Source organism: Burkholderia sp. HI2714 (genome assembly GCF_002223085.1).
Lineage (GTDB): Bacteria > Pseudomonadota > Gammaproteobacteria > Burkholderiales > Burkholderiaceae > Burkholderia > Burkholderia lata_D.
In genome coordinates this window covers 122,528-145,567 of record NZ_NKFM01000011.1, presented here as the reverse complement: position 1 = coordinate 145,567, position 23,040 = coordinate 122,528, and the positions used below count along the sequence as shown (strand labels likewise).

23 protein-coding genes are annotated in these 23,040 nt (G+C 66.0%); 14 read left to right on the top strand and 9 right to left on the bottom strand.

The window, feature by feature from the left end:
• Positions 1–26 precede the first annotated feature (26 nt).
• Complete coding sequence (locus tag CFB82_RS02725) at positions 27–1,205, bottom strand: UbiH/UbiF family hydroxylase (RefSeq protein ID WP_089424390.1); 1,179 nt, start codon at positions 1,203–1,205, stop codon at positions 27–29.
• Between the two features lie 246 nt (positions 1,206–1,451).
• On the opposite strand from CFB82_RS02725, the gene ychF reads away from it, so the two are divergent.
• From ychF to CFB82_RS02710, 3 genes are all read left to right on the top strand, one after another.
• Positions 1,452–2,546: a redox-regulated ATPase YchF gene (gene ychF, locus CFB82_RS02720; RefSeq protein ID WP_069247026.1), complete on the top strand. Its 1,095-nt coding sequence runs from the start codon at positions 1,452–1,454 to the stop codon at positions 2,544–2,546.
• Positions 2,547–3,008: 462 nt separating this feature from the next.
• On the top strand, positions 3,009–3,506 hold the full coding sequence (locus CFB82_RS02715) for a lysozyme (protein ID WP_083265829.1): 498 nt from the start codon (positions 3,009–3,011) through the stop codon (positions 3,504–3,506).
• Positions 3,503–3,928, top strand: coding sequence for a lysozyme inhibitor LprI family protein (locus CFB82_RS02710; RefSeq protein WP_083265828.1), 426 nt, complete (start codon positions 3,503–3,505; stop codon positions 3,926–3,928). The genes CFB82_RS02715 and CFB82_RS02710 overlap by 4 nt, the downstream gene beginning before the upstream one ends.
• A gap of 121 nt (positions 3,929–4,049) precedes the next feature.
• Here the strand turns inward: CFB82_RS02710 and gabP are convergent, their stop codons facing one another.
• The 3 genes from gabP to CFB82_RS02690 form a co-directional block, all read right to left on the bottom strand.
• Positions 4,050–5,441 (bottom strand): GABA permease, encoded by a 1,392-nt coding sequence (gene gabP, locus CFB82_RS02705; protein ID WP_069247025.1) that lies wholly within the window; start codon positions 5,439–5,441, stop codon positions 4,050–4,052.
• A 418-nt stretch (positions 5,442–5,859) separates the two neighbouring features.
• On the bottom strand, positions 5,860–6,204 hold the full coding sequence (locus CFB82_RS02695; RefSeq protein ID WP_047851577.1) for an MmcQ/YjbR family DNA-binding protein: 345 nt from the start codon (positions 6,202–6,204) through the stop codon (positions 5,860–5,862).
• Between the two features lie 81 nt (positions 6,205–6,285).
• Positions 6,286–7,590 carry an MFS transporter gene (locus tag CFB82_RS02690; RefSeq protein WP_089483364.1) on the bottom strand — a complete coding sequence of 435 codons (1,305 nt, stop codon included), beginning with the start codon at positions 7,588–7,590 and terminating at the stop codon, positions 6,286–6,288.
• 193 nt (positions 7,591–7,783) lie between these two features.
• On the opposite strand from CFB82_RS02690, the gene gcvA reads away from it, so the two are divergent.
• The 3 genes from gcvA (at position 7,784) to ettA (ending at position 10,962) form a co-directional block, all read left to right on the top strand.
• Positions 7,784–8,701 carry a transcriptional regulator GcvA gene (gene gcvA, locus CFB82_RS02685; protein WP_069247023.1) on the top strand — a complete coding sequence of 306 codons (918 nt, stop codon included), beginning with the start codon at positions 7,784–7,786 and terminating at the stop codon, positions 8,699–8,701.
• Positions 8,702–8,781: 80 nt separating this feature from the next.
• Positions 8,782–9,090, top strand: a complete 309-nt coding sequence (locus tag CFB82_RS02680; RefSeq protein ID WP_069247022.1) for a DUF3761 domain-containing protein — start codon at positions 8,782–8,784, stop codon at positions 9,088–9,090.
• A gap of 204 nt (positions 9,091–9,294) precedes the next feature.
• Positions 9,295–10,962, top strand: coding sequence for an energy-dependent translational throttle protein EttA (ettA, locus tag CFB82_RS02675; RefSeq protein ID WP_027783420.1), 1,668 nt, complete (start codon positions 9,295–9,297; stop codon positions 10,960–10,962).
• Positions 10,963–11,092: 130 nt separating this feature from the next.
• Here the strand turns inward: ettA and CFB82_RS02670 are convergent, their stop codons facing one another.
• From CFB82_RS02670 to CFB82_RS02655, 4 genes are read right to left on the bottom strand one after another with little or no spacing between them, the layout of a single operon-like run.
• The gene (locus CFB82_RS02670; RefSeq protein ID WP_089483363.1) at positions 11,093–11,716 is read right to left on the bottom strand and encodes an HAD family hydrolase; all 624 of its coding nucleotides are present in this window, start codon (positions 11,714–11,716) and stop codon (positions 11,093–11,095) included.
• Entirely contained in the window at positions 11,713–12,264 is a 552-nt protein-coding gene (locus CFB82_RS02665) for a cysteine hydrolase family protein (protein WP_089483362.1), read from the bottom strand. The genes CFB82_RS02670 and CFB82_RS02665 overlap by 4 nt, the downstream gene beginning before the upstream one ends.
• A 55-nt stretch (positions 12,265–12,319) precedes the next feature.
• On the bottom strand, positions 12,320–14,134 hold the full coding sequence (locus tag CFB82_RS02660; protein ID WP_069249210.1) for an aminopeptidase P family protein: 1,815 nt from the start codon (positions 14,132–14,134) through the stop codon (positions 12,320–12,322).
• Positions 14,135–14,152: 18 nt separating this feature from the next.
• Positions 14,153–14,407, bottom strand: coding sequence for a hypothetical protein (locus CFB82_RS02655; protein WP_039352130.1), 255 nt, complete (start codon positions 14,405–14,407; stop codon positions 14,153–14,155).
• Positions 14,408–14,578: 171 nt separating this feature from the next.
• On the opposite strand from CFB82_RS02655, the gene CFB82_RS02650 reads away from it, so the two are divergent.
• From CFB82_RS02650 to CFB82_RS02620, 7 genes are all read left to right on the top strand, one after another.
• Positions 14,579–15,340: a response regulator transcription factor gene (locus tag CFB82_RS02650; protein ID WP_069247019.1), complete on the top strand. Its 762-nt coding sequence runs from the start codon at positions 14,579–14,581 to the stop codon at positions 15,338–15,340.
• A 26-nt stretch (positions 15,341–15,366) separates the two neighbouring features.
• Entirely contained in the window at positions 15,367–16,665 is a 1,299-nt protein-coding gene (hemA, locus tag CFB82_RS02645; protein WP_069247018.1) for a glutamyl-tRNA reductase, read from the top strand.
• Between the two features lie 82 nt (positions 16,666–16,747).
• Positions 16,748–17,830, top strand: coding sequence for a peptide chain release factor 1 (prfA, locus tag CFB82_RS02640; RefSeq protein ID WP_039352121.1), 1,083 nt, complete (start codon positions 16,748–16,750; stop codon positions 17,828–17,830).
• A gap of 7 nt (positions 17,831–17,837) precedes the next feature.
• A complete protein-coding gene (prmC, locus tag CFB82_RS02635) occupies positions 17,838–18,680 on the top strand; it encodes a peptide chain release factor N(5)-glutamine methyltransferase (protein WP_089444869.1) in 843 nt (280 codons plus the stop codon).
• A 67-nt stretch (positions 18,681–18,747) separates the two neighbouring features.
• Positions 18,748–19,059 (top strand): Grx4 family monothiol glutaredoxin, encoded by a 312-nt coding sequence (gene grxD / locus CFB82_RS02630; protein ID WP_011350791.1) that lies wholly within the window; start codon positions 18,748–18,750, stop codon positions 19,057–19,059.
• A 16-nt stretch (positions 19,060–19,075) separates the two neighbouring features.
• Positions 19,076–19,672, top strand: a complete 597-nt coding sequence (locus CFB82_RS02625) for a UbiX family flavin prenyltransferase (RefSeq protein ID WP_048251007.1) — start codon at positions 19,076–19,078, stop codon at positions 19,670–19,672.
• Positions 19,673–19,882: 210 nt separating this feature from the next.
• Complete coding sequence (locus CFB82_RS02620; RefSeq protein WP_089483361.1) at positions 19,883–20,674, top strand: DODA-type extradiol aromatic ring-opening family dioxygenase; 792 nt, start codon at positions 19,883–19,885, stop codon at positions 20,672–20,674.
• 111 nt (positions 20,675–20,785) lie between these two features.
• On the opposite strand, the gene CFB82_RS02615 is transcribed toward CFB82_RS02620, so the two are convergent.
• Positions 20,786–22,384, bottom strand: a complete 1,599-nt coding sequence (locus CFB82_RS02615; RefSeq protein WP_069247015.1) for an APC family permease — start codon at positions 22,382–22,384, stop codon at positions 20,786–20,788.
• Positions 22,385–22,804: 420 nt separating this feature from the next.
• On the opposite strand from CFB82_RS02615, the gene CFB82_RS02605 reads away from it, so the two are divergent.
• Positions 22,805–23,008, top strand: a complete 204-nt coding sequence (locus tag CFB82_RS02605) for a cold-shock protein (RefSeq protein ID WP_006477070.1) — start codon at positions 22,805–22,807, stop codon at positions 23,006–23,008.
• Positions 23,009–23,040: the final 32 nt, after the last annotated feature.

Genomic DNA, 23,040 nt, shown 5'->3' with positions numbered 1-23,040 from the left:
GGCGAAGCGGCCGAAGGTTCGATCGATCAGCCGAGCGCGGCCGACACGAGCCAGCGCTTTACCAGCGGCTGCGCGCCGACGAAGGCCATGCCCGCATTGCGCACGGCCTTCGCGAGCGAGCCCGGCACCGCGAACAGCCGCTGCAGCCCGTCGGTCGCGACCATCAGCGCGCGGATGTCCTCGCGGCGCGAACGCTCGTAGCGGCGCAGCAGCACCGTATCGCCGAGGTTGCGGAAGCTTTCCTTGCCCGCGATCGCGTCGGCAAGCGCCGCGACGTCGCGCAAGCCGAGGTTCATCCCCTGCCCCGCGAGCGGGTGGATCAGATGCGCGGCATCGCCGACGAGCGCGACGCGCGGTGCGATCAGCTTGTCGACCGTCTGCAGCGCCAGCGGGAAGCCGGCAGCCGGCGTCACGCAGTCGAGCGTGCCGACCTGGCCATGCGACACGCGCTCGACCTCGGCCGCGAGCTGCGCCGGATCGAGCGCGAGCAATTCATCCGCATGCGCGGTGTGTGCGGACCAGACGAGCGATACATGGCCGTCCGGCAGCGGCAGCAGCGCGACGATCTCGCCTTCGTGGAACCACTGGTAAGCGGTCTCGCGGTGCGGCAGCGACGCCTTGAAGTTCGCGACGACGCCGGTTTGCCGGTAGTCGCGCCGCTCGACCTTGGCCCCCATTTGCGAGCGCACCCACGAATGCGCGCCGTCCGCGCCGACGACGAGGTCCGCTTCCAGCACCTGCCCCGACGACAGCGTGAGCACGGCCGCGTCGTCGCGCACGTCGAAACCCTGTGCGCGCGCATCGAACCACGTCAGATTCGGCTGGAACCGCAGCGCGGCGTCGAGCGACGCCTCGACCAGCGACGATTCGGCGATCCATGCGAGTTGCGGCACGGACGCCTGGTACGCGGAGAAATGCAGTTCCGCGTGCGCATCGCCGTACACGCGCATGTCGTAGACCGGTGCGAGCCGGCTGTGATCGAGCGCCTGCCAGACCCGCAGCCGCTCGAGCAGCGCCTGCGAACTGGAGGACAGTGCGTAGACGCGCGTGTCGAATGCGAGATCGGCGGGGCGCGGCGTGGCCGGCTGGGCGAGCAGGGCTGTCTTGTAGCCGGACTGGGTCAGCGCGAGCGCGGCCGTCTTGCCGACGAGCCCGCCGCCGACCACGGCGACGTCGAAGGTGTGGTGGGCAGTCATGGCGGGCATTATAGCCGCGGGGCCAAACCCTTACGCGGCCGGACTTTGCGGGAAATCAGCAGAATCGCAGGCCGATGCGGCAGCGCGGCGGCCCGCCGCATCGGCCATTCGGCGCGAGCCCGTAATCCGGGGCGTCGGCACGGTACAATAGCGCCTTTGACCGTCGGCCCGCCGCGCCTCAAGCGCCGGCCGCCCTTTTTTCCCGCGCCGCCGTGCCCTGTCCGGCCGCGCCGCCTTACCCGTCCGAAGGATTCCATGAGTCTCAAATGCGGCATCGTCGGCTTGCCCAACGTCGGCAAGTCCACCCTGTTCAATGCGCTGACCAAGGCCGGCATCGCCGCCGAGAACTACCCGTTCTGCACGATCGAGCCGAACGTCGGCATCGTCGAAGTGCCCGATACGCGCCTGAAGGCGCTCTCCGAGATCGTCAAGCCGGAGCGTGTCGTGCCGGCCGTCGTCGAATTCGTCGACATCGCGGGCCTCGTCGCGGGCGCGAGCAAGGGTGAAGGCCTCGGCAACCAGTTCCTCGCGAACATCCGCGAAACCGACGCAATCACGCACGTCGTGCGCTGCTTCGAGGACGAGAACGTCATTCACGTCGCCGGCAAGGTCAGCCCGATCGACGACATCGAAGTGATCAACACCGAACTCGCGCTCGCCGACCTCGGCACCGTCGAAAAGGCGCTCACGCGCTATTCGAAGGCTGCGAAGTCGGGCAACGACAAGGAAGCGGCGAAGCTCGTCGCGGTGCTCGAAAAGGTGCGCGCGCAGCTCGACCAGGGCAAGGCCGTGCGCGGTCTCGCGCTGTCGGACGACGAAGAGGCGCTGCTGAAGCCGTTCTGCCTGATCACCGCGAAGCCGGCCATGTACGTGGCCAACGTGAAGGACGACGGTTTCGAGAACAACCCGCACCTCGACGCGGTCCGCAAATATGCGGAAAGCGAGAATGCGCCGGTCGTGGCCGTGTGCGCGGCGATCGAGGCGGAAATCGCCGATCTCGACGATGCGGACAAGGAAGCGTTCCTCGCCGACATGGGCATGGAAGAGCCGGGCCTCGACCGCGTGATCCGCGCGGGGTTCAAGCTACTCGGCCTGCAAACTTACTTCACCGCCGGCGTGAAGGAAGTGCGCGCGTGGACGATCCATATCGGCGACACGGCGCCGCAGGCAGCCGGCGTGATCCACACCGACTTCGAGCGCGGCTTCATCCGCGCGCAGACGATCGCGTTCGACGACTACGTCACCTACAAGGGCGAGCAAGGCGCGAAGGAAGCCGGCAAGATGCGCGCGGAAGGGAAGGAATATGTCGTGCACGACGGGGATGTGATGAACTTCCTGTTCAACGTCTGAGCGAATCACCCAGGCGTACGGCAATACACGGAAAACCCCTTGCGGCCTCGGTGCCGCAAGGGGTTTTTCGTTTCATGCGCCCGGCATCGTTCCACTTCAGTTGACTGACTGTAACCATTTGGTCGGCAGTATTGACGCCCGGGCCTAGCATCTCGCTCCCGCAAAGTGGCGTCCCCTGCAACGGTCGAGCATCGCGCTCGGTATAGCGGCTGACGGCGCAAACCGCCATGCCGAACGCCCTACTCTCCGCGCCCGTTGCGGGCTGCCCGGCCCGATCGATCCATTTCAGCAGCGTCGAAATCGGACACGCCATACCGTTCCAATTTCATTCGACAGTGGCATCAAAAGCACATGGCTCCCGGCACAGCACGGGGCACCATTGCGTTCTTCGTAACAACCTGATGCTAAAGTGCTCTGCCCTCGCGGCCGTCTTGGGCTGGAAGAAACACTGAGAGGATAAGGATGGCAAACGAAAACATGCGACTGAGCGAAGCCGGCTGGGCCGCGTTGCGTGACCGTGAACAAGCGGTCATGCACTATTACAACGATCAGGCGAACAACTGCACCTTCGGCGTGGGAACGCTTGCGCACAGTGGGCCGTGCACTCCTGAAGAGCTCCGTCGTCCGGTAACGCCGGCCCAGGTCAATGCGCAGTTGGCGGCGCGCGTAAGCACTGCGGAATCTCAGGTGCGCAGGAGCGTCACGCAGCGCGAACTCACCCAAGCTCAATTCGATGAGTTGGTCAGCTATACGTATAACGCAGGCAATACTGGCGCACTCGCTGCGCTTCAATCCGCGAATCAGAACAACGATGCCGGCGTCGTATCGCACATGACCCAACGAGTCTACATTCACCCACGCGACGCTCATGGGCGCCGCCTTCGCGCGATTCGATCGAACGGCCTTGTTAATCGCCGCCGTCTGGAGGCCGCTCCGTTCCAACCCCAGAGGACGCGATGACAAAGCACTGCCTATGGCTGTTCATGATGGTTTCGGCAGTCGCACTTGCCGACCCGACCCCGGCCGACGAGATATCTGCGCGCAGCGGATTGCCTGCCAGTGAAGTCACCTCGCTGTTGAACAACTGCGATTCGAGCCAAACCGGCATGAATTTCTGCGCCTGGCGTGACCAGATTGTTGCCGAACGCGAGCTACAGCAAGTTGTCGACAAACAGGTCCATGAGCATCCGGAACGTAAAGCATTGCTCGAGGCGCGGCTCTCAAAATGGAAGGCGGCGCGAGACGCATCCTGCGAAAAGACTGCACGCAAGGAATGGGGTGACGGATCAATGCTTCCTGCGGCGAAGGCGATTTGCGCAACGGCATCGACGAAGAAGATGACGAAGAAACTGTCGGCGACTCGAGATCGGAACCCATCCTGAGGATGCGAGCGCAAATGGACATGAGGTCAGTCGCGCAAAAAGACAAACGGCCCGACCGGCAATCACCGCTCGGGCCATTTTCATGACCGGGGCTTCGCGCCCCGCTGCCACGTTAAGTTCATCACATCGCCGACACGCGCCGCCCTTCACTCGCCTGCGCATCGCGGCCACGCTTGTTCAGCCACGACGCCAGCAGCACGATCAGCGCCAGCACGGCCGTCGCACCCACTTCCATCCGGTGATCCTCGCTCACGAGCATCACGGTCAGCGTGCCGCAGATGAACAGGATCACTGCCCACGTGAGCCACGGGAACAACCACATCCGCAGCGTCAGGTCCGCGCCGCTCGATTCGAGCGTCTTGCGCATCCGCAGCTGCGAGATCGCGATCACGAGATACACGAGCAGCGCGATCGCACCCGACGTCGCCAGCAGGAAGCCGAACACCTGCTCCGGCATCAGGTAGTTCGCGATCACGGTCACGAAACCGAACGCGGTCGACGCGAGCACGGCCGCGCGCGGCGTGCCGGTCGAATCGGTGCGATGCAGGAACGCGGGCGCATCCTTGCGCTTGGACAGCGAGAACAGCATCCGCGACGCGGTGTACAGCGCCGAATTCAGGCAGCTTGCGACCGACACGAGCACGATCACGTCGATGATCGCCTTCGCGTTCGGGATGCCGATCAGCTCCATCGCGCGCTGATACGAGCCGTGCTTCGGCAGCAGCGGGTCGTTCCACGGCACGATGGCCGCGACGACGAGAATCGAGCCGAGATAGAACAGCGTGATACGCCAGATCACCGAATTCGTCGCGCGCACGATCTGGCGTTGCGGGTTGTCCGATTCGGCGGCCGCGATCGTCACGATCTCGGTGCCGAGGAACGAGAACATCGTCGTCAGCATCGCCGCGAGCACGGCGCCGGCGCCGTGCGGCATGAAGCCGTCATGCACGAACAGGTTCGACACGCCCGATACGGCCGGCGCCGGGATGATGCCCACGATCGCCGCGCCGCCGATGCACAGGAACACGACGATCGCGACGACCTTGATCAGCGCGAACCAGAATTCGAATTCGCCGTAGTTCTTGACCGAGAAGAGATTGGTGACCGTCAGCACCAGCGTGATGCCGAGCGCGAAGATCCAGGTTGCAACGCCGGGGAACCATGCATTGAGAATGGTCGCGGCGGCGGTCGCCTCGATCGGAATCACCAGCACCCAGAACCACCAGTACAGCCAGCCGATCGAGAAACCGGCCCAGTGGCCGATCGCGCGATCGGCATAGGTGGAGAACGAACCGCTGTCCGGATGGGCGACTGCCATCTCGCCGAGCATGCGCATCACGAGCACGACCAGCACCCCCGCGATCGCATACGCGAGGATCGACGCCGGGCCGGCTTCCGCGATGGCGTGGCCGGAGCCGACGAACAGGCCCGCGCCGATCACGCCGGCAATCGACATCATCGTCACGTGCCGCTGCTTCAGGCCCGTACCGAGGCCTGTGTTGCTTCCACTCATCTGTCTCTCTCCAAAAAACGGTTCCGGTATGGCCGGGTATCGCGTGAAGGCAGCACGGGGGATTGTGGTTCTTGAGCCGGGCCGGATTCGGCGCCTGCATGGGTGGCAGGCGCGCAGTCGGACCGGGGGCCGTTCCGGAACAGTGCGCGACGCAGTCTGCGAAGCTGCGGGTGCGATGCGGCGCGCAGGGCGCCGGCGCATCGCGTGCGCCCTGTCCGTCGGCTTTCGTCAGCTGCCTTCGAAGCGAAGGAGTGTAAGCATCAAACGGTTCTTCACTAAGAACCAATTGAAGAATTTCGATGGAACCACTTGTTGCATCGACAGCGATCGATGCAACGCTTGTACCGTTCGTGGCGACTCGCGAACGCGCCGAAAGCCTCCGGCAACATCGGATCAGCCAGTCGCAACCGGCGGCGCGTCAGCGCGTGCCGTTCGCCATCTCGTCGCGCCATTTGGCGGGGACCACGGCCTGCCATTCTCGCAGAAGCAGGTTTTTCACGGCGTCCGGATGGGCCGCCGACAGCCGCACCAGCACGATCGGCCAGCCGACGTAGTGATCCGTCACGTAATACACGTCAGGTTCCGATTCGATCAGCCACGCGCGCTCGTCGGGGCCGACACCTTTCACGACGAGCGTGTCGCCGTCCTCGCGCAGCCGCGCGAGCATCTTGCCCTTCACCTTGAGTGCGGGCGTGCCGTATGACGTGCCCTCCTCGACGCCGCGCCACGCCAGTGCAATCTGCCGGACTTCATCGAATGTCACGGTGCCTCCCGGCTACCTGCCTTCGGTTCACGATCCGGCCACCCTACCGGAATTCGCGATGGTGCGTCGGCCGAAACGCGCCTATCCGCGCACCGCGCGTGCGGCCGTCGACGCACGCCCTGTCGTCGCGACGATTGCGAACGCGATCGCATTTGCAGCGGCACTGACCAGGATCGGCACGAGATAGCCGCCGCCCGCGTCGTAGATGAAGCCGGCTGCGGTCGGCCCGATCAGCGTGCCGAATGCGACGCTCGTATAAAGCACGCCGATGATCCCGCTCACGTTGCGGCCGCCGAAGTAGTCCATCACGACTGCCGGCAGCACGGCGACCCAGCCGCCATAAAACACGCCGAACACGAGTGCGAACGCGGCAAGCGTCGCGACGGTGCCGGCGCCGGCCCACGCGACGAGCGCAACGGCCATGCCCGCGAACATCGCGAGCAGCGATGTGCGGCGGCCGAAGCGGTCGGCGAGGCCGCCGAGGAAGAAACGGCCGGCCGTACTGCCGACGCCGATCGCACCGAGCAGCAGCACGGCCGTCGATGACGAGACGCCATGGTCGAGCGCGTACGGCACGAGATGAACGAACGGGACGAACACGCCGAACGAGCAGATGAGGCATGCCGCGTAGAGACTCGCGAACGAGCGCGACGTGACGGCTTCGCGCACCGTCGCGCCGGCAGCCGGCTTGCGACTCGCGGCTGCACTGGACACCGACGCCGCCGCATCGCGCACGGCAGCTTTCGCGCCGCCGCCCTCGACGGGCTCATGCGCCGCCTCCCCATCCGGCAGCAGCCCTCGCCCACGCGGATCGTTCTCGATCAGCAACGCCATCCCCGCGCCGATCACGACCGCGATCACGGCCAGCGTGATATACGCGCCGCGCCAGCCGACATGCGCGATCAGCGCGGACGCGAGCGGCGGCATCACCAGCGTACCGACGCCGATCCCGGCGACCGCGAGCCCCGACGCGAAGCCGCGCCGGCGCACGAACCAGCGCTGCACGGCGCCGACGGCCGGCACGTACGCGCAGCCGACGCCGAGCCCGACACCGAGCCCGTACGCGACATAAACCTGCACCAGCGTATGCGCGACGCCGGCAGCCGCGAGCCCGATGCCCGTCAGCAGCATCCCGGCGACGGCCAGCCGCCGCGAGCCGAAGCGGTCGGCCAGCGGCCCGCTGACGATCCCGAAGCCGAAATACAGGAAGCCGGCGAGCGAAAACACGAGCGAGATCTGCCCGCGCGATGCGGCGAAATCCCGCTGCAGCGACTCGACGAACGCGCTGAACGTATAGGCGCTGCCGAAACCGACGAACGTAACGGCGAACGCGGCCGCAACCACGTACCAGCCGTAGAAAAGGCGCGATGCGCCCGGGCGGTTCATGACGATGCTCCTCTCAGGTTCCACCGGCCGCCGGTCGGCGTCCGGATTGCCTCATGGATATAGTTGAACTATGTTGATCGCACCGGCCGCCGACAGGCAGTCGCGAAGCATGCGATCCGATACGTCAACGGTACTCGTGCACATGCATCGTCTCAAACGATATTTCGTCGGACTTTCGATTTAGAAAAACTGAATGAATCGTTCCCGCTTGCCGCCTCTGAACCCGCTGCGCGCATTCGAAGCGGCCGCCCGCCACCTGTCGGTGAAGGCGGCTGCCGAGGAGCTGTCGGTCACGCCCGGCGCGGTAAGCCAGATGATCCGCACGCTCGAGACGCATCTCGGCGTACAACTGTTCGAGCGCGTCAACCGCGGCATCCTGCTCACGGCCGCCGGCCGCGACTACCTGCCGCCGGTGCGCAACGCGTTCCGGCAGATCGCCGATGCGTCGCAGCGTGTGTCGGGCGCCGCCGACAGCGGCGTGCTGACGGTGAGCGTCACGCCATTTTTCGCATCCGCGTGGCTCGTCCCGCGCCTCGCGCAATTCCGCGAGGCGTGCCCGGACGTCGACCTGCAGGTCGTCACGAGCCACGCATTGGCGGATTTCTCGCGCGACGGCGTCGATGTCGCGATCCGTCATGGCCTCGGGCGCTACATCGGGCTGTGCAGCGAGCGCCTGCTGACGGTGGAAATCGTCGCGCTCGCGTCGCCCGAACTCGTCGCGCGGCTCGGCATGCCGGCGACGCCGGCCGAGCTCGTCGGCTGGCCTCAGTTGCACGACGCCGAGCGCAAGGGCTGGCATATCTGGTTCGGCGCGCAGCGGATCGACGATTTCGGGCCGCCGCGCGGCCCCGCGTTCGACGACTCGGGCCTGTTGCTGCAGGCGATCGTCGCCGGCCAGGGCGCCGGGCTGCTGCCGGCCGCGATGGTGCGCGGCGAGCTGGCAAGCGGCCGGCTCGTGCAGCTCGCCGACGTCGCGTGGCTCGACGATTTCGCGTACTACCTCGTCTATCCGCCGCATCACGCGGAACGGCCTAAGGTCGCGGCATTCCGCCGATGGATCCTCGACGCCGCACTGGCCGACGGCGCGGCATCGATGTCCGGCGCGGCGTAGCGCCCTCCCTCACGGCGCGCTTCTTCTGCCGATCGGCTAACATGCGGCCCGAAACCGATAACAACAGACCGAGAGAGACCATGCCTGCCCTGCTCCGCCGCGCGACACGCATCGCGACGCTGTCCGCCGCACTCGTCATTGCATGTGCCGCATTAACGCCTTCCGCGTATGCCTACCGCGCACCGACCGGCTACGGCAACGAAGCCGATCTCGACCGACACGACACGTATCGCAACCGCGACGGCGAAACCGTGCACGCCCCCGCGCATTCGAAATCGGGCCGCGTGCCCGACGGCGCGAGCGCGCGCTGCCGCGACGGCACCTACAGCTTCAGCCGTCACCGGCGCGGCACGTGCTCGGGGCACGGCGGCGTCGCCGCGTGGTTGTAGCCTCGACCGAATGGCCAATCCGGACCGCTGCAGCCACCCGCCGCTGTCAGCGACACTCGGCGGCGAAGTACAATAGCCGCTCGCGCCGCCGACACGCGGCGACGCCGCCGCGCCCTGCGCGGCACGCTCCGTACCGAATCACCCGACGCCGCCACGCCCGCGCGCTGCGCGGCAGTCTCAACCACTTCTGAATTTCACACCGAAATGGCCCAATACGTTTTCACGATGAACCGGGTCGGCAAGATCGTGCCGCCCAAGCGCCAGATCCTGAAGGACATCTCGCTGTCGTTCTTTCCCGGCGCGAAGATCGGCGTGCTCGGCCTGAACGGCTCGGGCAAGTCGACGCTGATCCGCATCATGGCGGGCGTCGACAAGGACATCGAAGGCGAAGCCACGCCGATGCCGAACCTGAACATCGGCTACCTGCCGCAGGAACCGCAGCTCGACCCGACGAAGACGGTGCGCGAAGCCGTCGAGGAAGGCCTCGGCGACCTGTTCCAGGCCAACAAGAAACTCGAGGAAATCTACGCGGCGTACGCCGAGCCGGACGCCGACTTCGACGCGCTCGCAGCCGAGCAGGCGAAGTACGAGGCGATCCTCGCGTCGAGCGACGGCGGCAGCCCCGAGCAGCAGCTCGAAGTGGCCGCCGACGCGCTGCGCCTGCCGGCGTGGGACGCCAAGATCGAACACCTGTCGGGCGGTGAAAAGCGCCGCGTCGCGCTGTGCAAGCTGCTGCTCGAAAAACCCGACATGCTGCTGCTCGACGAACCGACCAACCACCTCGACGCGGAATCGGTCGACTGGCTCGAGCAGTTCCTGGTGCGCTTCCCGGGCACCGTCGTCGCGGTCACCCACGATCGCTACTTCCTCGACAACGCAGCCGAGTGGATTCTCGAACTCGACCGTGGCCACGGCATTCCGTGGAAGGGCAACTACAGCAGCTGGCTCGACCAGAAGGAAGAGCGCCTGAAGCAGGAAGAAGCGTCGGAATCGGCACGCCAGAAGGCGATCAAGAAGGAACTGGAGTGGGTGCGCCAGAACCCGAAGGGCCGCCAGGCGAAGTCGAAGGCGCGTATCGCGCGCTTCGAGGAGCTGAGCAGCCAGGAATACCAGAAGCGCAACGAAACGCAGGAAATCTTCATTCCGGCCGGCGAACGCCTCGGCAATGAAGTGATCGAGTTCAAGAACGTCAGCAAGTCGTTCGGCGACCGCCTGCTGATCGACAATCTGAGCTTCAAGATCCCGGCCGGCGCGATCGTCGGCATCATCGGCCCGAACGGCGCCGGCAAGTCGACACTGTTCAAGATGCTGACCGGCAAGGAACAGCCGGATTCGGGCGAAGTCGTGATGGGCCCGACCGTGAAGCTCGCGTACGTCGACCAGAGCCGCGACGCGCTCGACGGGTCGAAAACGGTGTTCGAGGAAATCTCGGGCGGCGCCGACGTGCTGACGGTGGGCAAGTACGAAACGCCGTCGCGTGCGTACATCGGCCGCTTCAACTTCAAGGGCGGCGACCAGCAGAAGATCGTCGGCAACCTGTCCGGCGGTGAACGCGGCCGCCTGCACCTCGCGAAGACGCTGATCTCGGGCGGCAACGTGCTGCTGCTGGACGAACCGTCGAACGACCTCGACGTCGAAACGCTGCGCGCGCTGGAAGACGCGCTGCTCGAATTCGCGGGCTCGGTGATGGTGATCTCGCACGATCGCTGGTTCCTCGACCGGATCGCGACGCACATCCTCGCGTTCGAAGGCGATTCGCAGGTCACGTTCTTCGACGGCAACTACCAGGAGTACGAAGCCGACAAGCGTGCACGCCTCGGCGAGGAAGCCGCGAAGCCGAAGCGTCTGCGCTACAAGCCGATCAGCCGCTGACCGGCTCGGCCCGGGTGGCCGGCGCTGCGATCACGCGGGGCCGGTGCCGAAGCGGGCCGCTTCCGGAACGGCACAACGAAGAAGCGGGCTCACGGCCCGCTTTTTTTATCCCGCGTTGCGTCCCCGCCGCTTACACCAGCGCGCCCAGTTCACGCAGGCGTGCTTCGGTCGCTGCCGCGCTCGTGTGATGAATGCCGTGCCAGCCGAGCGCCGTCGCGGCCGCGGCGTTCTTCGCGTTGTCGTCGATGAACACGAGTTCGTGCGGTGCGATGCCCGGCAGGTGCGGCTCGATCCGCGCATGCATCTCGCGATAGATCGCCGGATCGGGCTTCACGAGCTTCACACGCCCCGACACGACGATCTCCTTGAAACGCCGCAGCACCGGGAAGTTGTCCCACGCATACGGAAACGTCTGCGCGGACCAGTTCGTCAGCCCGAACAGCGGCATCCCCTGCGCGTCGAGCCGGTCGACAAGTGCGGCGCCTTCGTCGAGCACCCCGCCGATCATCTCGTGCCAGCGCGCGTAGAACGGGCGGATCAGTGCCTCGTGCTCCGGGAACTTCGCGACAAGCTCGGCCGTGCCTTCCTCGATCGTCTGCCCGCCGTCCTGGCGGATCACCCAGTCCATCGCGCACACGTGCGTGAGAAACCAGCGACGCTCCGTGTCGTCGGGAATCAACTCCCGGTAAAGATACTCGGGGCTCCAGTCGATCAGCACGCCGCCGAAATCGAACACCACGGCCTTGATCGTCATGCGAACTCCGTCGAAAGAACGTCCGCGAGCGGACGCAGCGTCACCGGGTTGCCCGACAGCGAATTGTTTTGCCATACGAAGTGATGGTGCGCGACGATCTGCGCGGCCGGCAGGTGCGTGCGCTCGTTCGTCGTGTGCAGGTCGGACACGACCGTCGTCCGATAGCCGAGCAGCGCCGCGCGGCGCGCGGCCGAATCGACGCAGAACTCGGTCGCATAGCCGCAGATCAGCACCGAACGGATGCCGTGGCGGTCGAGCTGCGCCGCGAGCGGCGTGTCGTGAAACGAATCGCTCACCTGCTTGCGCACGCGCCAGTCGTCGTTCCCGACGACCAGCCCCGCATGCAGCTCCCAGCCCGGCGTGCCGGGCACGATGTCGTCGTCCGCATCGCCGTCGTGCTGCACGAAGCACACGGGCGCGTTCGCCGCACGCGCCGCCGCCGTCAGCCGGTTGATGCCCGATACCACGTCGTCGAGCCGGTAAGCGGGCTGCGCCCGCTCCACCAGCCCGCGCTGCATGTCGACCACGATCACTGCGGTGTCCGCCATTGCCTGCCCTCGGTTGTGTCGTTCGGCCGTGGTCCGGCCGTTATCGCGTGTTGTGTCAGATCGGCTGCGTGCGCATGTCGAGCCATGCCTTGGCATCGCCGCTCAGGTGCCGGCCGACACGCTCGCGCACGGTCGCGTGATACGTGTTCAGCCATGCGCGCTCGTCGTCGTGCAGCATCTCGATCAGCACGCAGCGCGTGTCGATCGGGCACAGCGTCAGCGTCTCGAATGCGAGGAAATCGCCGAATTCCGTCTGTCCGGCCGCGCGGTTCACGACCAGGTTCTCGATCCGGATGCCCCACTGGCCGGGACGGTACACGCCCGGCTCGATCGACGTGATCATGCCCTCTTCCATCGCCGTGTGCGGCTCGGCCGGCGCGTAGTGCGAGATCACCTGCGGGCCTTCGTGCACGTTCAGGAAGTAGCCGACGCCATGCCCCGTGCCGTGGCCGTAGTCGAGCCCGGCCGCCCACATCGGTGCGCGCGCGATCGCGTCGAGCATCGGCGAGCGGATACCGCGCGGGAAGCGGGCACGCGACAGCGCCATCATCGACTTCAGCACGATCGTGAAGTCGCGCCGCTGCAGGTCGCTGACGGTGCCGACCGGCACGACGCGCGTGATGTCGGTCGTGCCCGTCACGTACTGGCCGCCCGAATCGATCAGCAGCAGGCCGTCGCCGGCGATCGTCGCGTGCGACGCCGGCGTCGCGTGGTAGTGCGGCATCGCGCCGTTCGCATTGAAGCCCGCAATCGTCGCGAAGCTCGCCGACACGTAGCCGGGGCGCCGGGCGCGTGCGGCCGTGAGCTTTTCCTCGATCGTCAGCTCGGTGATCGTCTCGCGGTTCACCGCCTGCTCGAACCACGTGAAGAATTCCGCGAGCGCGGCGCCGTCGTGTTCCATCGTCACGCGCACGTGCTCGATCTCGGCGGACGTCTTGCGCGACTTCGCGAACGTCGACGGATTCACGGCCTCGACGAGCTTCACGCCGGCGGGCACAGCCTCGAGCGTGCCGAACGTCACGCGGCGCGGGTCGATCAGCAGCGTCGCGCCGTCAGGCAGCGACGCGAGCGCGGCGCGCGCGGCGTCGTAGGCGCGAACGTCGACGCCATCCTTCGCGAGCGACGCGGCCAGCGCCGGCGACACCTTGCCGTCGGCGACGAACAGCGTCGCGCGATCGGCGCCGATCATTGCGTGCGCAACGAATACGGGATTGAAGTTGACGTCGGCGCCGCGCAGGTTGAACAGCCATGCGAGGTCGTCAAGCGTCGAGACGAAATGCCATTGCGCACCCTGCGCGCGCATCGCGCGGCGCACTTCCGCCAGCTTGCTCGCGCGCGTCGTATCGGCCTGCGGCGCCGCGTGCTCGAACACCTTGTCGCCGGGGAGGCCCGGCCGCTCGGGCCAGATCGCGTCGAGCAGGTCGAGATCGGTGCGCAGCGCGATGCCGCGTGCATTCAGCGCACCCGTCAGCCCGCGTGCGGCTGCGACGCCGAGCACGGCACCGTCGACGCCGACCGTCGCCCCTGCCGCCACGTTCTGCGCGAGCCAGTCGACGTGCGGCGCGCTCTGCTGCCCGCCCGTCATCTTCATCAGTTGCACGCCCGTGCCGGCCAGTTCGGCATCGGCCTGCACCCAGTAGCGGCTGTCGACCCACAACCCCGCGAAATCCGCGGTCACGACCAGCGTGCCGACCGAGCCCGTGAAGCCGGACAGCCAGCGACGGGCCTGCCAGCGCTCCGGCAGGTACTCGGACAGATGGGGATCGGCGGACGGCACGAGATAGGCGGCCAGGTCCTCGCGGGCCATGGCGCCACGCAGCAGCGCGAGGCGGGCCGGCACCGGCGAGACTTCGGGAAGACGGGCATTCATGATTTCACCTGAGAACATTCAGCGACGGGCCGACAGCGTAACCGTCACGGCTACGACGAGGAACGCGACACCGGTGCAGACCGGCCATTCGAGCGTCTCGCCATCGTAAAACAGTCCCGAGAGATTGCCGGCCATGCGGGCCGCACCCGCGCCGACGATGCCGGCGAGCACCGCGATCCACCACGCCGGCCGGCCCGTGCGCCGCATCGGATGCAGCCATCGGCCGAACAGCCCGACGGCCGCTCCCAGGACAAGGATTCCAAACCAGTTCATTCGACGCCTTCTATAAATTCAGATTCGTCCCATAGGCGTGAACGTTGCCAGCGGCTAGCATCGATTCATCCATCGAACCCGAGACCAGCCGGGTGCCGCCAACATTCGAGTGTAGGGGCCGACTCGACGTTATGGCAAGCGCGCGCCGGCTGCCGTATTGAAGAAATTCTCATGCGAATCGCTCTGATCGATCCGGAAGCGCGCCATGCCGCGCTCCTGAACCGCCTGCTCTTCGCAGGCGGTCACGTGTGCCACGCGTTTCCGTCCAGTGCGGCGTTCTTCGAGTGGCTCGCCACCGACACCTGCGACATGCTGATCACCGGCCATTGGGCCGGCGACCAGCCGGCCGAGGAAGTCATTCCGCGCGCGCAGGCCATCCTGCCCGGCCTGCCGGCCATCGCCGTGATGCAGTTGCCGCGCGAAAGCGAAATCGTGTCGTGCCTGCATGCGGGCGCCGACGATTGCCTCGTGCGCCCCGTGAGCGGGCCCGAGATGCTCGCGCGCGTCAACGCGCTGAGCCGGCGCGCCGGCGTGCGCCGGGCACCCACCCGCTCGCGCGAAATGTACGGCGAATACGCTTTCGACGCCACGCACTGCCTTGTTCGCTTCGGTGACGCAATCGTTTCACTCACGCCGAAGGAGTTCCGGTTCGCGCAGCTGCTGTTCACGAACCTGTCGCGGCCGGTGTCGCGCGCCCATATCCTCGAAACGGTGTGGGCGCGCCGCCGCGACATGAAGTCGCGCACGCTCGATACCCACGCGTCCCGGCTGCGCAGCAAACTGCAGCTGCTTCCGGAGCGCGGCTACCGGCTGCTGCCGCTTTACGGCTACGGCTATCAGCTCGACCGCGTGCCGATCGAGCCCCCAAATTCCCGGCCCCGGCACGCTGATGCCCGGTATGCGGCGAGTGAGGAAATCGCTGAAACGCTATAATATGAGGCTAAACGATAGCCCTCGATATGCAACTCCTCACGATCGGAATCAATCACCACACTGCGCCTGTCGCCCTGCGCGAACGCGTGGCGTTTCCGCTCGAGCAGATCAAGCCGGCTCTCGTCACGTTCAAGAACCTGTTTCTCGGCCCCCAGGCGCCCAATACGCCCGAAGCGGCGATCCTCTCCACCTGCAATCGCACCGAACTGTATTGCGCAACCGACGATCGTGCGGCACGCGAAGGCGCGATCCGCTGGCTGTCGGAGTATCACCGGATCCCGGTCGACGAACTCGCGCCGCACGTCTATGCGCTGCCGCAGTCGGAAGCGGTCCGGCACGCATTCCGCGTCGCATCCGGCCTCGATTCGATGGTGCTCGGCGAAACCCAGATCCTGGGCCAGATGAAGGACGCCGTCCGCACCGCGACGGAAGCCGGCGCACTCGGCACCTATCTGAACCAGCTGTTCCAGCGCACCTTCGCGGTAGCGAAGGAAGTGCGCGGCACGACCGAAATCGGCACGCAGTCGGTGTCGATGGCCGCCGCCGCGGTGCGCCTCGCGCAACGGATCTTCGAAAAGGTGTCGGATCAGCGAGTGCTGTTCATCGGCGCCGGCGAGATGATCGAACTGTGTGCGACGCACTTCGCCGCGCAAGGCCCGCGCGAACTCGTCGTCGCGAACCGTACGGCCGAACGCGGCCAGCGGCTCGCCGAACGCTTCAACGGCCGTGCGATGCCGCTCGCGGATCTGCCGACCCGCATGCACGAATTCGACATCATCGTGTCGTGCACGGCGTCGACGCTGCCGATCATCGGCCTCGGCGCAGTCGAGCGCGCGGTGAAGGCACGCCGCCACCGGCCGATCTTCATGGTCGACCTCGCGGTGCCGCGCGACATCGAGCCCGAAGTCGGCAAGTTGAAGGACGTGTTCCTCTACACCGTCGACGATCTCGGCGCGATCGTGCGAGAAGGCAATGCATCGCGTCAGGCTGCAGTCGCGCAGGCCGAAACGATCATCGAAACGCGCGTGCAGAATTTCATGCAATGGCTCGACACGCGCAGCGTCGTGCCGGTGATTCGTCACATGCATACGCAGGCCGACGCGCTGCGCCGGGCCGAAGTCGACAAGGCGCAGAAGCTGCTCGCGCGCGGCGACGATCCGGCCGCCGTGCTCGAAGCGCTGTCGCAGGCGCTGACCAACAAGCTGATCCACGGCCCGACGAGCGCGCTCAACCGCGTGAACGGCGCCGATCGCGATTCGCTGATCGACCTGATGCGCGGCTTCTACCAGCACGCACCGCGCTCGAACGACCAGTCCGGCCACTAGCGCCGGCCGATCGCCCTGCCACCGGCCGCGCGCCGACCTATCCTTTCCGAATACCCCTTGCCCGGGAGCGCCGCTCCACACCATGAAGACGAGCATGCAACGCAAGCTCGACCAGCTGTCCACACGGCTGGCCGAACTGAACGACCTGCTGAGCCGCGAAAACGTCACGGCCGACCTCGACCAGTACCGCAAGCTCACGCGTGAACATGCGGAACTCGGCCCGGTGGTCGAACAGTACGCGCTGTGGCGCCAGTCGCGCAGCGACGAGACGGCTGCACAGGAACTGCTCGGCGATCTGTCGATGCGCGACTTCGCGGAAGACGAAATCCGCAGCGCACGCGAGAGCATGGCCCGCCTCGAGACCGAGCTGCAGAAGATGCTGCTGCCGAAGGATCCGAACGACGACCGCAACATCTTCCTCGAAATCCGTGCTGGCACGGGCGGCGACGAATCGGCGCTGTTCGCGGGCGACCTGCTGCGCATGTACCTGCGCTTCGCGGAACGCCAGCGCTGGCAGGTCGAAATGATGTCGGAAAGCGCGTCGGATCTCGGCGGCTACAAGGAAGTGATCGTGCGGATCGCGGGCCAGGGCGCGTATTCGCGCCTGAAGTTCGAATCGGGCGGCCATCGCGTGCAGCGCGTACCGGCCACCGAAACGCAGGGGCGCATCCACACGTCCGCGTGCACGGTCGCGGTGATGCCGGAAGCCGACGAAATCGGCGAGGTCGAGATCAATCCGGCCGACCTGCGGATCGACACGTTCCGCGCGTCCGGCGCGGGCGGCCAGCACATCAACAAGACCGATTCGGCGGTGCGCGTCACGCACATCCCGACCGGGATCGTCGTCGAGTGCCAGGACGACCGTTCGCAGCACAAGAACAAGGATCGCGCACTGAAGGTGCTCGCCGCGCGCATCAAGGACAAGCAGTATCACGAGCAGCACGCGAAGGAAGCCGCTACACGCAAGAGCCTGATCGGCTCCGGTGACCGCTCGGAGCGGATCCGCACGTACAACTTCCCGCAGGGCCGGATGACCGACCACCGGATCAACCTGACGCTGTACCGGCTCGAAGCGCTCATGGACGGCGACCTCGACGAACTGATCAGCGCGCTGGTCAGCGAACACCAGGCCGAACTGCTCGCGTCGCTCGGCGATGCCGACTGAGGCCGCGATGCCCGACACCACCGCCGACGAACTGCTGCGCGCGTCGCCGCTCGACGCGGTCGATGCGCGCGTGTTGCTCGCGCACGCGCTCGGCTGGACCCGCACGCAACTGATCACCCGCGGCGACGCGCCGCTCGACATGGCCGCGGTCGAACGCTACCGCGCGCTCGAGGCGCGCCGCCTGGCCGGCGAGCCCGTTGCACAGCTCGTCGGGATGCGCGAATTCTTCGGCCGGCCGTTCGACGTGACGCCCGACGTGCTGATTCCGCGCCCCGAAACCGAACTGCTCGTCGAAGCCGCACTCGATGCGATCGACGGGCTGCCGCATCCGGCCGTGCTCGATCTCGGCACGGGCAGCGGCGCGATCGCCGTATCGATCGCCGCCGAACGTCCCGATGCGCGCGTGTGGGCGCTCGACCGTTCGCCGGCCGCACTCGAAGTGGCGCAACGCAACGCCGGCAAGCTGCTCGACGCGCGCCGCCCCGGCGGGCCACTGCACTGGCTGGCGAGCGACTGGTATGCGGCGCTCGATCCGGCACTCGCATTCGACGCGATCGTCAGCAACCCGCCTTACATCGCGCAGCACGATCCGCACCTCGAGCAAGGCGACCTGCGTTTCGAGCCGCGCGGCGCGCTCACCGACGATGCCGACGGCCTCAGCGCGATCCGCACGATCGTCGCGGGCGCCGGCTCTTATCTGAAACCGGGCGGCACGCTCTGGATCGAGCATGGCTACGACCAGGCCGAGGCCGTGCGCGCGGTGCTCGCCTCGCACGGCTTCGTCGCGGTCGAATCGCTCGCCGATCTGGCCGCCATCGAACGCACGACCGGCGGCCGCCTGCCGGGCTGATGCCCGGCCCGCCCGGTTGAAATCCGCTATCATTTCGATCTAACGCCCCGCAAACGCAAGGTCAGTCATGGACACCCAACAACGTATCAAGCAAATCGTCGACGAAAACCAGGTCGTGCTCTTCATGAAGGGCAACGCGCAATTCCCGATGTGCGGCTTTTCGGGCCGCGCCATCCAGGTGCTGAAGGCCTGCGGCGTCGACCAGTTCAAGACGGTCAACGTCCTCGAAGACGACGAGATCCGCCAGGGCATCAAGGCATTCTCGAACTGGCCGACCATCCCGCAGCTCTACGTGAAGGGCGAATTCATCGGCGGCTCGGACATCATGATGGAGATGTACCAGTCGGGCGAACTGCAGCAACTGTTCGCCGCCGCGTAATACGCCCCTCCTTTCGATGGCATCTCCCAGCGCGCCGCCACGCCGGCTGATCGTCGCGATCACCGGCGCCACCGGCGCGATCTACGGCGTACGGCTGCTCGACCTGCTGCGCGCCGCCGGCGGCGTCGAAACGCACCTGCTGATTTCGAACGCCGGCTGGCTCAACATCCAGCACGAACTGAAGCTGTCGAAGGCGGATGTCGAAAGCCGTGCGGACGTCGTGCATTCGGTGCGCGACGTCGGCGCGACGATCGCATCGGGGTCGTTCGCGACCGACGGGATGGTGATCGCGCCCTGCTCGATGAAGACGCTCGCGAGCGTCGCACACGGGCTGTCCGACAACCTGATCACGCGCGCAGCCGACGTCACGTTGAAGGAACGCCGCCGCCTCGTGCTGATGGTGCGCGAAACGCCGTTCAACCTCGCGCATCTGCGCAACATGACGGCCGTCACCGAAATGGGCGGCATCGTCTTCCCGCCGCTGCCCGCGTTCTACGCGATGCCGAAGACGATCGAGGAACTCGTCGACCAGACCGTCACGCGCGTGCTCGACCTGTTCGCGCTCAGCGCACCGCTGACGACGCCGTGGGCCGGCATCCGGCACGCGCAGTAAGCGCACGCCGGGCGATCCCTTCGTCACGCATCTGCACTTATCTCCACCGAAATTCATTCAATTTCACGCATACAGCATCCAGCTGCCGCAATGCGCATGGCGTCGCCCGCATTATCAACAAACAAGCGTCAATCAAATTCCTGATCGCGAATTTATCAATATCCGGTGCGCGCCTATAGTCACAGGCAAATCCCTTTGCAGGCCACCACCATGAACCGCTTGCCTTCGCTCTACCTGTCCCACGGCGCTCCGACGCTGCCGATCGACCCGACGCTGCCGTCCGGCGCATTCACGCATCTCGCCGCCGAATTGCCGCGCCCGCGCGCGGTGCTGATGCTGTCCGCGCACTGGGGCACGCAGCGCCCCGTCGCCAGCATTGCCGCGCATCCGGAAACGATCCACGACTTCTACGGCTTCCCGCAGGCGCTGTACGACATCCGCTACCCGGCGCCCGGCGCGCCCGACGTCGCCGAACGCGCGGCCGGGCTGCTGAATGCGGCCGGCATCGAGACCGCGACGACCGAGCACGGCCTCGACCACGGCGCGTGGGTGCCGATGCTGCTGATGTTCCCGGAAGCCGACGTGCCGGTGGCGCAGCTGTCGATCCAGCCGCGCGCGGATGCCGCCCACCACTTCGCACTCGGCCGCGCGCTGCGACCGCTGCGCGACGAAGGCGTGATGGTGATCGGCTCGGGCCAGATCACGCACAACCTGCGCGCCGCCGATTTCGGTGCCGCCCCCGAGGATGTGGATCCGAGTGTCGCGGAATTCACCGACTGGTTCGAGGCGAAGCTGGCCGCGCGCGACGTCGACGCGCTGCTCGACTACCGCCGGCAGGCGCCGCACGCGGCGCTGATGCATCCGACCGACGAGCATCTGCTGCCGGTGTTCACGGCACTCGGCGCGGCGGACGACGACTACCAGCTCGGCATCCAGTCACTCGGCACGTACCAGCGCGTGCTTGCGATGACGAACTACGTGTTCGCCAGCACGACCGCCTGAGCGGTCGCGCGGCAGCCGCCGACCGCCCAACAAAAAACCCGCCCGAGCATCGCTCGGGCGGGTTTTTTACGCTGCTTGCTGCCGCCGCCGAATCCGGCGACAGGTCACGCGTCAGGCACCGACCCCCTCGAGGATCTCGTCGTGCGATTCACGCTCGTCGAGATACTGGGTCCGGTAGCCGGTATTCACGCCCCAGAAGTAGAACACCAGCGAGATCGCCGCGACGACCACCATGTCCCAGCCGTACGGCAGCACGCCGTGGCCGCCGAACTCCTTGCTGCCGATCAGCGACAGCACGGCCATCGTCGGCAGGTACGCGACCAGCCACCAAGCGGCCTTCAGGTCGGCGCCCCAGCCGGTCCAGCCCGACTTCGCCTGGAAGTAGAAATACACCGGCAGCGCGACGATCATCAGCAGGATGATCTCGCCCGTCAGCGGCCACTTCGCCCAGTACAGGATCAGCGACGCGCAGACGAATGCGAACGGGGCGATCAGCTTCATCAGCGGAATCGACAGCGGACGCTCGATGTCGGTCGCCGAACGGCGCAGCGCCATCAGGCTGATCGGGCCGGTCAGGTACGAAATCACCGTCGCCACCGAGATCACTGCCGCGAGCGAGCTCCAGCCGCGGAAGAAGAACAGGAAGATGAACGACACGAGCAGGTTGAACCACATCGCCTGGCGCGGCACGCCGTAGATCGGGTGCACGTTGCCGAACATCTTCGGCATCGTGTTGTTGCGCTCCATCGCGTAAATCATGCGGGTGGTCGTCGCCATGTAGGTCGTACCGGTGCCGCTCGGGCTGATGAACGCGTCGACATACAGCAGGATCGCGAGCCAGTTCAGGTTCAGCGCGATCGCGAGTTCCGCGAACGGCGACGAGAAGTTGAAGTGCGCCCAGCCCTTCGCGACGTCGGCCGGATTCACCGAGCCGATATACGCCATTTGCAGCAGCACATAGATCACGAGTGCGAGCAGGATCGACGTGATTACCGCGAACGGCACGCTGCGCGACGGGTTGCGCGCTTCACCGGCCAGGTTCACCGGGCTCTGGAAGCCGTTGAACGCGAACACGATGCCGCTCGTCGCGACCGCGGTCAGCACGGCCGACCAGCCGTACGGCGCGAAGCTGGCATTGGATGCAGTGCCGAGGTTCTCCGAGTGGAAGCTCGTCAGCATCAGGCCGAGGATCGTGAGGCCGGGGATCAGGAACTTGAAGATCGTGATCGCGGTGTTCGCCCGCGCGAAGGCCTTGACGCCCCAGTAGTTCAGCATGAAGTAGATGACGACCAGCACGGCCGACAACAGCAGGCCGAGCGTCTGTAATTCGCCGTTCACGAACAGTGCGTGCGCCCACGGATACGGCCACGTGCTCATGTACTGGATCGACGCTTCGGCCTCGATCGGGATCACGGATACGATCGCGATCCAGTTCGCCCACGCACTGATGAAACCGACCAGCGAACCGTGCGAGTAGCGCGCGTAGCGCACCATGCCGCCCGACTCAGGAAACATCGCGCCCAATTCCGCGTAAGTCAGTGCAATTGCGAGAATCACCACAGCGCCGATGATCCATGCGCAGATCGCCGCCGGACCGGCAATCTTCGCGGCCTTCCAGGCGCCGAACAGCCAGCCCGAGCCGATAATCGAACCCAACCCTGTCAGCATCAATGCAAACGGGCCGATGTTCCGTTGAATAGAACTCTTCACATCCTCTCCTGTGTCTCAAAAAGCATGGTCGGCCCGCGGTCCGGGATCGGCTCGGACAGCACCGCGCACGCAATTTTGGGGGGACGCGTCACCCGATCGGGGCAACCCGTCCACGCGGCGCGTAGTTTAACGGTTGCACCTCAAACGTGGCGCCAAAATCGTTCGGCCCCTACAAAAAATTCGCATCGTTTGCAAGCTTTGTAAACCTGATATACGCAATAACCCTGAGTCCATGGAAATACGGTTGACCACGCGGTTGATAAGCCGTATAAAGGACTTCGCAGGATTTCAAGCGGCGAGTGAATTGGTTCTTTCGTAGTTCGCCCATCAACGGTACTCCGGTTGGTCCTATTACCCCTTCCTTGATTTTCCGCACCCCATGGGCTTCGGCCCCGTTTTATTTTTTTAGGAACAAGTAACATGGCAACCGGTACCGTCAAGTGGTTCAATGACGCAAAGGGCTTCGGCTTCATCACCCCGGAAGGCGGCGGCGACGATCTGTTCGCGCACTTCTCGGAAATCCGCGTCGAAGGCTTCAAGACGCTGCAAGAAAACCAGAAGGTTGAATTCGAAGTGAAGACGGGCCCGAAGGGTCTGCAAGCTGCGAACATCCGTCCGGTCTAAGCTTGGCGCGATAATTCGTGAAAAAAAGCCCC